Origin of the sequence: Desulfovibrio piger (assembly GCF_900116045.1) — a bacterium.
GTDB lineage: Bacteria > Desulfobacterota > Desulfovibrionia > Desulfovibrionales > Desulfovibrionaceae > Desulfovibrio > Desulfovibrio piger_A.
In genome coordinates this window covers 2,772,501-2,787,746 of the sequence record NZ_LT630450.1, presented here as the reverse complement: position 1 = coordinate 2,787,746, position 15,246 = coordinate 2,772,501, and the positions used below count along the sequence as shown (strand labels likewise).

Annotated in this window: 10 protein-coding genes and 2 rRNA genes (1 of these 12 cut by a window edge); all 12 read right to left on the bottom strand. The window is 61.5% G+C overall.

What is annotated here, in order from left to right; all coding sequences use genetic code 11:
• Window positions 1-232: 232 nt before the first annotated feature.
• Window positions 233-1,081, bottom strand: coding sequence for a bifunctional DNA-formamidopyrimidine glycosylase/DNA-(apurinic or apyrimidinic site) lyase (mutM, locus tag DESPIGER_RS12470; protein WP_072337776.1), 849 nt, complete (start codon window positions 1,079-1,081; stop codon window positions 233-235).
• Window positions 1,082-1,277: 196 nt separating this feature from the next.
• Complete coding sequence (gene rimM, locus DESPIGER_RS12465; protein ID WP_083575454.1) at window positions 1,278-1,793, bottom strand: ribosome maturation factor RimM; 516 nt, start codon at window positions 1,791-1,793, stop codon at window positions 1,278-1,280.
• 24 nt (window positions 1,794-1,817) lie between these two features.
• Window positions 1,818-2,048: a KH domain-containing protein gene (locus DESPIGER_RS12460; RefSeq protein WP_006006428.1), complete on the bottom strand. Its 231-nt coding sequence runs from the start codon at window positions 2,046-2,048 to the stop codon at window positions 1,818-1,820.
• Window positions 2,049-2,267: 219 nt separating this feature from the next.
• A complete protein-coding gene (gene rpsP, locus DESPIGER_RS12455; RefSeq protein ID WP_072337376.1) occupies window positions 2,268-2,504 on the bottom strand; it encodes a 30S ribosomal protein S16 in 237 nt (78 codons plus the stop codon).
• A gap of 202 nt (window positions 2,505-2,706) precedes the next feature.
• Entirely contained in the window at window positions 2,707-4,215 is a 1,509-nt protein-coding gene (gene ffh, locus DESPIGER_RS12450) for a signal recognition particle protein (protein WP_072337374.1), read from the bottom strand.
• Window positions 4,216-4,495: 280 nt separating this feature from the next.
• Window positions 4,496-5,149, bottom strand: a complete 654-nt coding sequence (locus DESPIGER_RS12445; RefSeq protein WP_072337373.1) for an outer membrane protein — start codon at window positions 5,147-5,149, stop codon at window positions 4,496-4,498.
• 443 nt (window positions 5,150-5,592) lie between these two features.
• On the bottom strand, window positions 5,593-6,249 hold the full coding sequence (locus DESPIGER_RS12440; protein WP_072337371.1) for an outer membrane protein: 657 nt from the start codon (window positions 6,247-6,249) through the stop codon (window positions 5,593-5,595).
• Window positions 6,250-6,427: 178 nt separating this feature from the next.
• A complete protein-coding gene (locus tag DESPIGER_RS12435; protein WP_072337369.1) occupies window positions 6,428-7,696 on the bottom strand; it encodes an OmpP1/FadL family transporter in 1,269 nt (422 codons plus the stop codon).
• A 198-nt stretch (window positions 7,697-7,894) separates the two neighbouring features.
• Window positions 7,895-10,231, bottom strand: a complete 2,337-nt coding sequence (gene priA, locus DESPIGER_RS12430; RefSeq protein WP_072337368.1) for a replication restart helicase PriA — start codon at window positions 10,229-10,231, stop codon at window positions 7,895-7,897.
• 437 nt (window positions 10,232-10,668) lie between these two features.
• Window positions 10,669-12,219, bottom strand: coding sequence for an outer membrane homotrimeric porin (locus tag DESPIGER_RS12425; protein ID WP_072337366.1), 1,551 nt, complete (start codon window positions 12,217-12,219; stop codon window positions 10,669-10,671).
• Between the two features lie 368 nt (window positions 12,220-12,587).
• Window positions 12,588-12,702: ribosomal RNA gene (gene rrf / locus DESPIGER_RS12420) — 5S ribosomal RNA — on the bottom strand.
• A 191-nt stretch (window positions 12,703-12,893) separates the two neighbouring features.
• Window positions 12,894-15,246: ribosomal RNA gene (locus DESPIGER_RS12415) — 23S ribosomal RNA — on the bottom strand (it continues 580 nt past the right edge of the window).

Sequence of the window (15,246 nt, the reverse complement as noted above, 5' to 3'; positions counted from 1 at the left end):
ACCGGTCCTGTGGTGCTCCCGGATCCGGGCATCCTTCCGCCGGGCGGCCTGCGGGCTGCCCCGGAACGCCCTTCCAGGTGAAGCGCCGGCGCCTCTGGAAGCAGCCGGGGACGTGAAAAGGACCTTTCCACGCTCGCAGCGGTCCGGGCGGCGGGCCCCGCCGCGGCAAAGGAGGCCGCGGGCCCCTGGGCGGGGAGAGCGCCTCCGCCTTTCCCCGGGAAGCCCTCCTCCCCTAGTGCTGGCACCGCGGACAGGATACCGTGGCCCGGCCGGCGATACGGCTTTTTTCCAGCGTGCTGCCGCAACGACGGCAGGCCTGTCCGCCACGACCGTAGACAAAGAACGTATTCTGGAAAGCGCCCACATTGCCGTTGGCATCACGATAGTCCCGGATGGAGCTGCCGCACTGGGCGATGGATTCCCGCAGCACCTCCTGCACGGCACGGCGCAGACGGTCCGCTTCCGCCTCCGAAAGCTCTCCGGCAGGCCGCCGGGGATCGATGCCGGCCCGGAACAGGGATTCGTCCGCGTAGATGTTGCCGATACCGGCCAGTACGGTCTGATCCAGCAGCGCGGCCTTGATGGCCCGGCCGCCGCGCAGGCGGGGCCCCAGCTCTCCGGGCCCCATGTCCAGCGGTTCCGGCCCCAGCGAACACCAGAAGTCCCAGCGCTCCAGCAGCGCCGGTGTGGCGGCAAAGACCAGCCCAAAGGCGCGCACGTCATCGAAAAAAAGCTGTGCCCGGCAGCGGTCCGGCCGCTGCAGATGGAAGATGACGCGCGTGTGCTTCAGGGGAGCAGCCCCTTCAGGATGGACCATGAAACGCCCTGTCATGCGCAGATGCACGGCCAGGAGCGACGGCACCGGCACAGCGGCCGCCGCGGCCGGGGGCTCCAGATCCAGCAGGGCCAGCTTGCCCCGGCGGCGGACAGCGCTGATGCGCGTCCCGGCCAGCCGCTCCACGGGAAGGCTCAGGGGATGCAGGGAGCGCTCGCGCAGGACGTCCACCCTCTCGATGCGGCACCCCAGTACCTGCGGCCGCAGGGTGCGCACCACGGTCTCCACTTCCGGCAATTCCGGCATAGCCACCTCATACGAAAAAACCTGCCGGCGGCAGGTCCAGAAACAGCGGTGCCGGAGCATTTCCGGCAGCATGGGAAACGACGGCGCGTGCCTGTACCGGCACGGACCGGGAAACGGAAACGGACGGGAGGCGGGGAAAGCCGCACGGAAGCCCCGTGCAGGCGCGCCCGCAGCGGACAACGCCCGGCCCCGCGGGCTAGGCCTGGCCGTCCCCCCCCAGATAGATGTCCAGCAAGCCTTCCGGCGGCGCGATGTGGATACGCTCCCCTTCCAGATCGAAACCTTCGATGAAGGAGGCCTCGGCGGGGAAAAGCACTTCCCTGCCGTCATCGGTCACGATGCTCCAGACCTCCAGCCCGGCGGGGTATTCCACATGATCCAGCACCCCCAGACGGGTGCCGTCGGGCAGCATGACGGCAAAACCCAGCACGTCTTCCACATAGACTTCATCGTCATCCACGGGCGGCAGCAGGTCGCGGTCCACAAGGATCTTCTGGCCGCGCAGGGCTTCGATGTCGTTTCGGCCGGTCACGCCTTCCAGCAGGAGCAGGGGGCGGCCCTTGTGCATGCGCCAGGAACGGGCCCGGGCAGGACGCGGCGGCGCATCGCCCGCCTGCAGCCAGAAGGGACCGTCCAGCAGCGAAGGGGAGTCTGCGTACCAGTCGACGCAGATCTCCCCCTTGATGCCGTGCGGGCGCGCGAGCGTGCCCATATGGATGCGCCGTGCCATGAAGGATTATTCCAGGATCTCGAGCACGACGCGCTTTTTGGCCTTGGTGGAAGCGGCACTGAGCAGGGTGCGCATGGCGCGTGCCGTGCGGCCCTGCTTGCCGATCACCTTACCGAGATCTTCCTTGGCGACCTTCAATTCCAGCACAGTGGTCTGCTCGCCTTCCACCTCGGTGACCTGCACCTGATCAGGGGCGTCCACGAGCGAACGGGCGATAAATTCAATCAAAGCTTTCATTGCTGGCCTCCCGCAAGCCCTGCGGCAACAGGGCTGTTGGTGTGAGCGGACGGTTCCGGCCCGGGGATGCCCCCATACGGAAAACCGCCCTGCGCCTGCGATGCCGCACGACCATCAGGCAGCGTCCCGCAGGGGGCGTTGCCGCGTCAGTACCGCACGCCGGAAGAACATCGGGCCCGTACCGGAAAGCCCGGTACGCCGGTACCCTGCACGGATACCTTAGGCCATCTTCTTGAGCAGGGCGCGGACGGTGTCGGTGGGTTCGGCACCGCGATCCAGCCAGGCCTTCACCTTTTCGGCGTCCAGCTTCACTTCGGCGGGATCGGTCATGGGATTGTAGTAGCCCAGGAATTCCAGCGGACGGCCATCACGACGGGTTTCGTCGTTGGCGGCCACGACGCGGTAGAAAGGATGCTTCTTGCTGCCCAGACGGGTCAATTTCAGCTTAACAGCCATGATTATCTCCTGTTTGTGCTATGGTAGCGTTGCGGGGGCAAAAGAGCAAGTTTGCCCTCCCCCCATTATATCAATGACCAGCGCGTCGCAACGATTTTTTATCGTGTTCCCGGCATCGCCGCAGCCGTCCGGCGATGAGGTCTTCGCCGTGCGTTGCCGGGGAACGGACGCTGATCCGTGCGGACAGACCGCACGGACGGGCCTATTTCTTTTTGCGTTTGGCGGGCCGTTCGCGCTTTTTGCGCTTTTTGGCCGCCGCCGGCCTGCCGTGTCCGGCATCCGGCAGCCCCATGGGCGGCATACCGGGCATACCGCCCATCCCCGGCATCATGCCGGGCATCCCACCCATGCCGCCGGGCATGTTCATGCCCCGGGGCATCCTGGGCATGGCGGGCATCCCCTTGGCCTTGCCGCCCATCATCCCCTTCATCATCTGGCGCATCTGCTCGAACTGGCGCACCAGCTGGTTGACCTGCTGCACCGTGACCCCGGCGCCCCTGGCGATACGCGCCCGGCGGCTGCCGTTGAGGATGTCGGGATTGCGGCGCTCGGCCATGGTCATGGAGTTGATGATGGCTTCGGTCCGGGCCATCTCCTTCTCGGGCATGGCGCCATTGGCTTCGGCCAGCTTTTCACGCAGGCCGCCCATGCCGGGGATCATCTTCAAAATGCTGTCCAGCGAGCCGAGTTTCTTGATCCGGCGCATCTGGGTACGGAAATCTTCCAGGTCGAAGCTGGCCTTGCGCATCTTTTTGGCAAGGGCTTCGGCCTCGTCGGCGTCGATGGTGGCCTGGGCCTTTTCCACCAGGGTGAGCACGTCGCCCATGCCCAGGATGCGGCCCGCGATGCGGTCAGGATGGAAGACTTCCATCTCGGACAGCTTTTCGCCCATACCCACGAACTTCACCGGGGCACCGGTCACCGCCCGGATGGACAGGGCCGCACCGCCGCGGGCATCGCCGTCCATCTTGGTCAGCACCACGCCGGTCAGGCCCAGACGCTCGTTGAAGGACTCCGCCACGGTCACGGCATCCTGGCCGGTCATGGCGTCGGCCACGAACAGGATCTCCTGCGGGTCCACCGCCGCCTTGATGGCGGCCAGTTCCTGCATCAGGGGCTCGTCCACATGCAGACGGCCGGCGGTGTCCAGCAGGACCACCGTGGCCTGCTGCTCGCGGGCGGCTTCCATGGCCTGACGGGCGATATCCACGGGATTCATGTCCACCGTGGACGGGAAGCAGGGCATGTCCAGCTGCCTGGCCAGCACGGTCAGCTGGTCGATGGCGGCGGGGCGGTACACGTCGGCAGGCACCAGGTAGGGGCGCATCTTCTGCTTGCGCAGCAGATTGGCGATCTTGCCCGCCGAGGTGGTCTTGCCGGAACCCTGCAGGCCCACCAGCATGATGACGGCCGGTTCACGGCCCTGCAGGTCCAGGCCCGCGGTCTCGCCGCCGAGCAGGCCCACCAGTTCCTCATGGACGATCTTGACGACCTGCTGCGCCGGGCTGACCCCCTTGATGAGCTCCTGCCCCAGGCACTTCTGGCGGACGTTCTCCACAAAGTCCTTGACGACCTTGAAGTTGACGTCGGCCTCCAGCAGGGCAAGACGCACCTCGCGCAGGCCGGCCTGGATATTTTCTTCCGTCAGCTGGCCGCGTCCGCTGAAGGAGCGGAACACACCGGAAAGGCGATCGGAAAGGCTTTCGAACATGGGAACCCCGCTATCACGTTACACTGAAAGGCTCTGCCCCCTGCCGCAGGACATGGCGACAGATCACGCGGGCCTGGCCAGCGCATACAGAATTGTGATTCATAGGCTGTTTACGCCTTTTCGTCAAGAAAAGACCGCAGGAGCGCCCTTCCGGCGGAGCACCCTGCCGTGCCGCAGCCGCTGCCCCGGCCCGGGGAGGGGGAAGGCACGGAGCGCTCCTGTCCCTGCGGGCAACAAAAAAGGCCGCCCCGGAGGGGCGGCCTGCAGCTGCGGCATCTGCCTAGAAGGTATAACGCAGGCCCAGCATGAATTCATGGTTGCAGGGCTGGTTCTTGAGTTTGGCCCCGTCAGGGAGATCGACTTCGTAGTAGCCCAGGTTCACATAACGGTAGCCCAGGTCCACGGCGAGGCTGTCGGTGATGTCATAGGCCACACCGGCACCCACGTTCCAGGCAAAGTTGGTGCTGTGCTCATCGAAGTTGCCGTGATAGCCCGGCGAGGAGAACGTGTAGTTGGCGTAATTGAAGGCCATGCCCAGGCCCGCGCCCACATAGGGCGTGAAGGCCGTGCTGTTGCGGAAATCATAGTAGAGGTTCAGGAACAGCGTGGACGCGTTCCAGGCACCCTTGAAATCCATCCCTCTGCCATAGTTCCAGCTTTTTTCGCTGTTGCCGCGCAGGGCGTATTCCACTTCAGCACGCACGGGCACGCCGAACTGGCTGTTGAAGTCATAGCCCAGGGCCAGGGCGCCGCCCAGGGTGAACTGGCTGTAGTTCTCGCCCGCGCTCAGGGAATCGACTTCCATGGTGGGATAGTTGTTCTGGATGCTCATCAGGAACTTGGGGGCAAGGTACATGCCGGTACCTTCGGCCTTGGCCAGGCCGGGCAGGGCCAGGGCGCAGACCAACGCCAGGACGGCAAAACAACGTTTCATCAGGTTTTCTCCTTTCTTTGGGAAGTTGGCTGCCGCTGTCCGTGGGAGCAGGCAGCATTCGGGATGTTCCTCTCTAGCAAGGAGAAGCGATATTTTCAAGAATAATTATTCTATGCCATATTTCATAACATATGAAATATATTTATTTTTCATTGCATGCTTCTTTCAGGATACGCTTCCGCCACAGGAACAAAACCCGTCACCACAGTGGCTGATACTGCATGACATGTCATCATTCCCGGGAAAAGGACTCTTATGTTTTTTTTTTATCACAAGGACTCAGATCACGGCATCAATGGCGCTCGTATCTCCTCCAGGAGGTATCCCTGCTCCCTTTCGTCCCGGATGCCCAATAATACTTTTTTACTATTATTAAGAGCGAAGCGGAACAAAAAAGGCCGCTCCCGGGGAAGCGGCCTTTTTTGTTTCGCGGGTGATGCGCCCTAGAAGGCGAAGCGCAGGCCCAGCATGAATTCGTGGTTGTAAGGACGGCTGCCCACCTTGATCTGATCGCCGTTCAGGGCACCGCTGGCTTCGGTGTAGCCCAGGTCCACATAACGGTAGGCGGCGTCGATGTACAGGGCATCGTTCACGTTGTACGCCACACCGGCGCCCACGTTCCAGGCGAAGTTGGTGGTGCTTTCATCACGGGAAACGGCGCTGCCGTCACGGTGCAGGTCAAAGCCCAGGTAGTTGAAGGACAGGCCGATACCGGCGCCGATGTAAGGCACGAAGGCGCTGTCATTGCGGAAATCATAGTAGAGGTTGGCGAACAGGGTGGAGCTGTTCCAGGTGCAGTCCACGCTGCCCCAGTTGCTGCCCCAGCTTTTTTCGCTGTTGCCGCGCAGGGCGTATTCCAGTTCCACACGCAGGGGCACCAGATACTGGGGCCAGAAGTCGTAACCGGCCGCCAGGGCGCCGCCCAGGGTGAACTGGGAGTATTCGTCCACGCCGCCCATTCCGGAGCGTTCGATGGTGCCGGTTTCCTGAATGGTCATCAGGAACTTGGGAGCCAGGTACATGCCGGTACCTTCGGCCTTGGCCATGCCGGGCAGGACCAGAGCCATCAGCAGGGCCAGTGCAAGGATGGTGCGTTTCATTGCTCTCCTCCAAAGAGATGTTTCCTGCAGAGCAGGGCCTGTTCAGGCGGGTAAAGTTTAGACTTTCTCAAACGGGACTATAGAGACTTTCTAGCTGCCGGTCAAATGGTCTGTGCCGCGGACACAAAAAAAGGCGCCGCCCCGCGGACGGCGCCCGAAGATCTGCCAGGAAAGGGAACTAGAACTTGTATCCGAAGCTCAGCATATAGATGTTGGCCACGGTGTTCTTGGAGTTGCCGCCTGTGATATAGCCGCTGTCGAGGATGCCATGTCCGTCCGTATCGTCATAGCTGGTGGGATTGATCCACATGTGACAGTAGGCGAAGTCGATGGTGAAATCGTTCCATTCCACGCCCGTGCCCAGGGTCAGGGCCGTGCGGCCGTTGGACGGCACCATGAAGTCGGAATGGTCTTCGTTGATGACCGGGGTCTCGTACCAGAAACCGGCACGCAGGCTCCACCAGTCCAGGGGCTTGTATTCCACGCTGGCATTGAAGTTCCAGCCGTCGCTCCAGTTCTTGTGGCTGATGGAATTCGAGCCGTTATCCATGTAGATGTTCAGGGAATTGTAGGTGGACCAGCGGGTCCAGACAGCGCCCACTTCGAAGCTCAGATTGTCCAGGGGCTTGTAGGCCACGCCCAGGGCCAGGGAATCGGGCAGCTGCACGGTACCGTGGGCATCTGCATCCTGAAACTCTTTCATCCCGCTCCGCTTCAGTCCCCCCTCATACTTGGCCTCACCATAGACATTGGCCGTTACCTGGGTCTTGTAGGCCAGGCCGATGGACCACTCATCGTTCAGGCGGGCATGCAGGCCGAAGTGCCCTCCCACGCCCCAGCCGGAGCCCTGGACTTCAATATCATTGTCAAAAGCCGGATTGCCTGCCATGCCCGGCAACGGTGTAGGAAACTTCTGCTCCGTGGTCAGGTTGATGTTCATGATCTCCAGACCGGCGGACACGGAGAATATGTCATTGATCTTCCAGGCCAGGGTGGGCACGGCGGAGATGGTCTGCAGGTTGACGCTGTACAGATTGTAGCGGCCGGTCCAGTTCTGGTCATAGCTGTTGCCCAGACCGAAGCGCGAGAACACGCCCAGGCCCAGCCACAGGCTGTCGTTGAGCTGCCAGCTGGCATACGCGTGCGGCATGGCCCACACAGCGGGCTTGGTGGTGGTCTCCTGCTTGCCGTACGTCGTATCCAGCGAGAGGGTCCCCATGGGAGCGATAAGGCCCATACCGCCCATGACCTGAACGCCGGGCAGCTGGGTGATGCCGGCCGCGTTATAGGCGATGGCCGACACATCGTCGGCACGGCCCACCATGCCGCTGGCCAGACCCAGACCGCGTGCGCTCCACTCGGTCAGTGCAAAACCTTCAGCCATGGCGGACGACGCCACTCCCAGGACCAGGGCCATCCACAGGGCCACCACGCGCAAAGCTTTCATTCTTCCTCCCTTGACCGTGAAGCACCGGACAAACGCTTGCCGCCCGGTACTGACTCCTGCTCTGCCGTGCCCGGTTATGAGGCATACCGTCCGCTCCGGCATCAGGGCCGGTCAAAGGCCGCAAAAATGCCGGGGCAGGCACCACAGGGCTTTCCCCAGTAAAAAGATCCCGCCTGCGGGAAAAAATAAACCGAAAAATTAAAGCATATTGACAGGGTCAAGGTCAAGGAAAAGCCGCAGCCGACGGGCACATTGCTGCCGGGAGGCCTCATGGTACAGCGCCCTGACCGACTGCCAGTCCGCACTTTTGATGAGGCAGGAAAAACGCCTGCGCCCCCGCAGCATGGCCAGCGGCGCGGGGATGGGGCCCAGCAGGCGCAGCCCCAGCTCCCGGGCCCTGGCCTGCAGCAGCCGGGCCAGTTCGCCCAGCGCCGCCGCACCGGCGGGATCTTCGGCAGGAAAGGAGATGCGCAGCAGGGCAAGGCGCACGAAAGGAGGATAGCCGTATTGCCGCCGCCGGGCCAGCTCGGCGGCATAAAAGCCTTCGTAGTCACCGCGCTGGACATATTGCCAGCAGTAATGGCTGGTATTGCGGGTCTGTATCAGCACCCTGCCCGGTTTCTCCCCGCGACCGGCCCGGCCCGCGGACTGGACCAGCAGCTGGAAGGAACGCTCCGCTGCCCTGTAGTCCGGCAGATTGAGGCCCAGGTCGCCGTCCGCCACGATGGCCAGGGTCACGTCGGGGAAATGGTGGCCCTTGGAAAGCATCTGGGTGCCCACAAGGATGGGGGACTCATGCCGGGCAAAGGCCGCCAGTATCTCTTCCATGCGCCCGGGACGCCGGGTAGTGTCCCGGTCCAGCCGCAGCACAGGCTGTCCGGCCAGCGTGGACAGGTGCTCTTCCAGCCTTTCAGTGCCTTCCCCCATGGGCAAGAAATTCATGCTCCTGCACTGCGGGCAGGGACTGGGAAAGGGGATGGCATAGCCACAGTAGTGGCAGACGAGCCTCCCCCGTCCCTTGTGATAAGTCAGGGCGATGTGGCAATGCGGACAGCTGACGGTCTCCTTGCAGTCCAGGCAGTACAGCAGGGGCGCGTAGCCGCGCCGGTTCAGCAGGACCACGGCCTGCTCCCCGCGTTGCAGCACTTCCCGCAGGGCCTGCTCGCTGCGGGCGGCCAGCAGGCCTTCCCCGGCCAGCCCGCTGGTATCCACCAGTTCCACCGGCGGCAGGGGGCGCCCCCCTACCCTCTCCGGCAGGCGCAGGAGATCTATCTGTCCCTGGCTGGCCGCATGGAACGTCTTGATGTCCGGTGTGGCCGACCCCAGCACCAGCAGGCCGCGCTGCCGTGCGATACGGGACCAGGCCAGCTCCTTGGCCTGATAGGGCAGGGACTCGTCCTGTTTGAACGAGCTGTCGTGTTCCTCGTCCAGGATGACACAGCCCAGCTCGGGCACGGGCAGGAAAAGCGCGGAACGTGTCCCCACCACGAGGCAGGGCTCCTGCCGGGCGGCAAGGCGGCGAAAGATCTCCTCACGGCGCGCCGAAGTCTGGTAACCGTGGTAGAAAAACAGGGGGACATGGGGCAGGACGCAGGCGGCATCCCGGCGCAATTTGCAGGCCAGGGCCACTTCAGGGGCCAGCAGGAGGACGCTCTTGCCCCGTCCTGTGCAGTGGCGGATCAGCTCCAGATAGACGGCCGTCTTGCCGCTGCCGGTCACGCCGAACAGCAGGACCGAGGCGGGCCGCTCCGCCTCCAGGGCGGCGCGCAGGGCCTCCAGCGCCCGCTGCTGGTCCGCCGTAAGGGCAAAGGCACGGGGCGCGGGCGGGAGCAGGTCATCGGCGGGCTCATCGGCATCGGCGTGCCGCAGGGCCACCAGGCCGGCATGAAGCAGGGAACGCAGGGCCGGAGCACTGCCCGTGCCCAGCTCCCGCGCCAGTTGACGGCGGCTGACCTGTCCCCGTTCATGCAGATATTCCAGAATCTCGCGCTGCCGTATGGCCTGCGGCCGTACCGGCCAGGGCGGATCCACCCGCAGCAGACACATCTCCTCACCGGCGGCATCCCGGCCCGGTGGCAGGAGCCGGGCCTCGCCCCGGCACAGGGCCGCGGCCAGAGCCCGGCGCAGCTCAGGCGCCAGCTCTCCGGTCTCTTTCACGGTGCAGGAAAAATCCTTGTCCGCAGCCAGCCAGCGGATACGCAGCCCCACCTGGCGCAAGCCCTGCGGCAAGACATGCCCCAGCACCCTCCCCGGCTCCAGCCCCTGCCGGATGGCCAGATCCCGTGCCAGGGCCCTGACCTCTTCCGAAAGCAGGGGAACGGTCTCCAGCGGCCAGACCGCCTCCCTGCAGGTGACCCCGTCAGGAAGATCGCTGTGCTCCCGGCATTCCAGGATGATGCCCGCCCGCAACGCCCCCCGCCCCAGGGGGATGGCCATGCGCAAACCTTCCTGCCAGAACGTCTTCGGGAAGATATCCGGCAGGACATAGGTCAGGGTACTGTAAGGCGCGGACAGCAGGGCGATACGGGCGAACATGGGACCTCGTGCAGGAAACGGAGCCTGTCCTCCCCCAACGGCAGGAACAGGGCACGCCCTTCCGGCGGGCTCCGTCAGACACGATGATGTGCAGTGGGGGAACGGCCCTCTTCGAAAAAGCAGACGGGGAACCGGCGGACAGGGACAGTCCCCGCTTGGCGGCCCAGCATAGGCGGTCGGCAGGGGCAAGGCAAGGGGCCGCCGCATGCCGGAGAGGACAGCCCCGGGCCGGAAAGGGCCCCGGCAAGGGGCGGCATCCGCAACAGGGCGCCACCGGTAGGCATGGCTCCGCCCGGAAAGATGCCCGCGCCGGTATCAAAAACACCAGCCTGAGGCAGGGCCTGTCCCGCTTCGCGCCTGCCAGGTGCGAACAGGCTAACGCCATAATGCAAAAGGGGGGCTTGCGCCCCCCTTGGAAAGCATTCCGGTCGTAACGACTAGAAGCTGTAAGCGAAGATCAGCTGGGCCTTCCAGGCATCCTGCTTCTTGTAGGAATCGGAACGGTAGCTGCGCTTCCAGGTGTCGTCGTCAACCATGTTCACGATGTAGCCCAGTTCCAGGTTGGCTTCCAGATTTTCGTAGATCTGGTAGCTGTTGACCAGGTTGAATTCCAGCAGACCGTCGTTGGTGGTCAGATACGGACCTTCGGGGGTACCGTAAGCACCATCAGCGCTGCCGTTCCAGCCCCAGGAGTTGCCCACATACTTGGCCATGGACGGGCTGTTGGTACCGCCCCAGTAGGCCACACGGAAGGAGTGCTTCAGGTCTTCCACGAAGCTCATGTCGTGGATACGCAGGCCCACGCCCCAGGTGCCGGCATAGGTCAGGTTGCGGTCATACAGACGACTGTCGCCCCAGCCGTAGTTGGCATCGCCCATGAAGGACATGAAGTTGCCGCAACCGGAGATGGTAGGCATACGCTCGGAACCGTTCTTGACGTTGCCGTCGTCACCGGAGGAGTACCAGCCGAAGATGCCGGGGGTACCCCAATCCATCTTGTATTCCACCAGGGCCTTGACCAGCCAGCCTTCACGCTTGGTGTCGCCCATGCGGAAGGTGTTGCTACCATCAAAGCGCTCGGCCTTGTAACGACCCATGGATTCGATATAGCCGTAGTTGATGTCCAGCTCGATGTTCAGCGGATCGAAAGCCGTGACGGAAATGGGCAGACCGGCCCAGAAGGCGGAACCATAAGCCTTGTCGGTATCAAAAGTGCCGCCATTGTAGGCCAGCGGATAGGGACGCAGGCTGTAGGCAGGATAGCTGCCCTTGTGCATATCATGGTCGATGGCATCCCAGGAATTGGCACCGATCATGCCGTACATGGCCCAGGGGGTCACCTTCACGCCGTCAAAGGTCAGGGGCAGCATGAGAGCGAACATATCCACATTATCGTGGTAGTTGGCGTCATCAGAAGCGGCATCCCAACGCGTGGAGGCGCTGTTCCAGTTATCATTGAACAGGCGGGCCCACACAGCGGTCAGGCCCACGTTTTCATTGAACTGGTAGTTGGCCACGATACCGGCGGCATCGTCATCCAGCACGGCGGAACCACCGGCCACGTTGGGCATGGTGATAGTCTGGATACCCATGCGGAACTTGAGGGCAGTATTGGGCACCATCCAGTCGATGTAGGCATTTTTCAGCTCCACGACGCTGTTGGAGTCAGCGCCCAGGGCGCCGCCGGAGGAATTCTGGCCCCACGTAGTGTCACCAATTTCAAAGTACACGGTACCGGACAGGGATTCGGAAGCCACGGCATCCAACTGCAGGCGCAGACGCTGCATGGCGCTGAAGGTATCGTCGGTGTCGGCAGCCTTATTGTGGTTACTCGCCTTGTCAAGCTTCTTGTGGCTCACAAGAGCGCCGTCGCCGGCGGCAAAACCCATCAGCCACTGGCCTTTGGCCTTGAAATCAATGGCGCTGGCACCGGTGGCGGCGCCCAGCAGCATGCCCGCAGCAAGAGCGAGGGTCATCAGCTTTTTCATGATAAAAACCTTCCTTCCTGAGAGAAATTTTCTGGCCCTGATGTGGGGCGTTCCTCCCCAGGGCAGCCTCACCAGCCAGATTCCAACAAAACTGTACACTTCCCATAAGAGTACAAATTTTGTTACTCCACCATACGCACGGCCCTACCTCTCGTCAAGAGCGAAAGGACAATTTTTTGTACCCCAATGGCCTGACAGGACCGGCTCCGGGCAGGCGCACGCTTGTCTGATGCATCCCTCCGGTGAGCGGCAAAATTGCGGAGGGGAGGTCCGGCCGCTGGGGGATCGGGCAGGCGCGCGCCGCGCGGAGGCGCGCCATACAAAAAAGACCCCCTCGCGCTGAAAGCGGCAAGGGGGTCTCGAACGATCTTTGGCAGCGGCCTACTTTCCCACATGACGTTATGCAGTATCATCGGCGATGGAGAGCTTAACTTCCGAGTTCGGAATGGGGTCGGGTGTACCCTCTCCTCTATGGCTACCAAAGAAATTTCGGGGCATCTCTTCGAATCTGGCTGCGTTGCACGGCTCCGGGCGCCTGGTCATGGGCTTCTTTGCCCACTCCCTGCGCTCCCGGCTGATGCGCCTTGCCACATTCGAACATCTGCTCCGAAATGCGGCAACACAACCGAGATGCCATTGTCAAAATATTGAAACAGGGATGGAAGGTTTTTTCGAGAAACAAGACGCACGGGCTATTAGTACTGGTCAGCTCCACCCCTCACAGGGCTTCCACCTCCAGCCTATCGACGAGGTCGTCTACCTCGGCCCTTCAGGACTTGCGTCAGGGAGAACTTATCTTAAGGCAGGCTTCCCGCTTAGATGCTTTCAGCGGTTATCCCTTCCACACATAGCTACCCTGCTGTGCCGTTGGCACGACAACAGGTCCACCAGTGGTGTGTCCATCCCGGTCCTCTCGTACTAGGGACAGGCCCTTTCAATTCTCCTACGCCCACAGAAGATAGGGACCAAACTGTCTCACGACGTTTTAAACCCAGCTCGCGTACCACTTTAAACGGCGAACAGCCGTACCCTTGGGACCTGCTTCAGCCCCAGGATGTGATGAGCCGACATCGAGGTGCCAAACCGCATCGTCGATGTGAACTCTTGGATGCGATCAGCCTGTTATCCCCGGCGTACCTTTTATCCAATGAGCGATGACCCTTCCATTCGGGATCACCGGATCACTAACACCTACTTTCGTACCTGCTCGAGATGTCTCTCTTGCAGTCAAGCTCCCTTCTGCGTTTGCACTCGACGGCTGGTTTCCAATCAGCCTGAGGGAACCTTTGCATGCCTCCGTTACATTTTGGGAGGCGACCGCCCCAGTCAAACTACCCACCAGACACTGTCCTCTTACCGGGTAACGGCGAAGAGTTAGGGACCTGAACAAACAAGGGTGGTATTTCAACGTTGCCTCCCCCCATACTGGCGTACAGGGTTCACAGGCTCCCACCTATGCTACACATGCAGGCTCAAATCCCAATGTCAAGCTATAGTAAAGGTGCACAGGGTCTTTCCGTCTTTCTGCGGGTACACGGCATTTTCACCGCGACTTCAATTTCACCGAGTCTCTGGCCGAGACAGTGTGGAGATCGTTACGCCATTCGTGCAGGTCGGAACTTACCCGACAAGGAATTTCGCTACCTTAGGACCGTTATAGTTACGGCCGCCGTTTACTGGGGCTTCAATTCGGAGCTTCGCTTGCGCTGACTCCTCCTTTTAACCTTCCAGCACCGGGCAGGCGTCAGTCCGTATACGTCGTCTATACGACTTGGCACAGACCTATGTTTTTAGTAAACAGTCGCCACCACCATTTCTCTGCGGCTTTTCAGGGCTCGGCAGAGTGAATCGCTTCACCCTAAAAAGCACCCCTTCTTCCGAAGGTACGGGGTTATTTTGCCGAGTTCCTTGGCCAGAGTTCTCTCGAGCGCCTTGGATTATTCATCCCACCCACCTGAGTTGGTTTCCGGTACGGTTTGCGTGTCCTATACTTAGAAGCTTTTCTAGGCAGCATAGACTCGACAACTTCAGCCCTTGCGGGCACGGACTCGCGTCTCAGGATAGAGAGAAGCGGATTTGCCAGCTCCTCATCCCTACACGCTTGCACCGGGACAACCAGCGCCCGGCTTGCCTATCTTCCTGCGTCCCTTCATCGCGCGAACACACAAGTACGTGAATATTAACACGTTTCCCATCAGCTACGCCTTTCAGCCTCGCCTTAGGGGCCGACTAACTCCGGGAAGATTACCTTTACCCGGAAAACCTTGGGTTTACGGCGAACGGGTTTTTCACCCGTTTTATCGTTACTCATGTCAGCATAATCACTTCTCCACAGTCCAGCATGCCTTGCGACACACCTTCTGCCCGTGAAGAACGCTCCCCTACCAGACCGCTTACGCGGAATTCAAAGCTTCGGTACCATGCTTAGCCCCGTTACATTTTCGGCGCAACGTCATTAGACCAGTGAGCTATTACGCTTTCTTTAAACGATGGCTGCTTCTAAGCCAACGTCCTGGGTGTCTCTACAACGTCACCACCTTAACCACTGAGCATGGATTTGGAGACCTTAGCTGTTGATCTGGGCTCTTACCCTCTCGACGACGGACCTTAGCACCCGCCGTCTGACTCCCATGGTACATCTGACCGGCATTCTGAGTTTGATAGGGTTTGGTAATCTGGTAGGACCCCTAGCCCTGTCAGTGCTTTACCTCCGGCAGACAATCCATGAGGCTATACCTCAATATATTTCGGGGAGAACCAGCTATCACCGGGTTTGATTGGCCTTTCACCCCTATCCACAAGTCATCCAAACCGTTTTCAGCCGGTATTGGTTCGGTCCTCCACAAGGTTTTACCCTTGCTTCAACCTGCTCATGGATAGATCACCCGGTTTCGGGTCTAATCCGCACTACTCGTCGCCCTTGTCAGACTCGGTTTCCCTACGGCTCCACTCACGCTTAACCTTGCAGTACAGATTAACTCGCTGACTCATTATGCAAAAGGCACGTGATCACGGAACAAGTCCGCT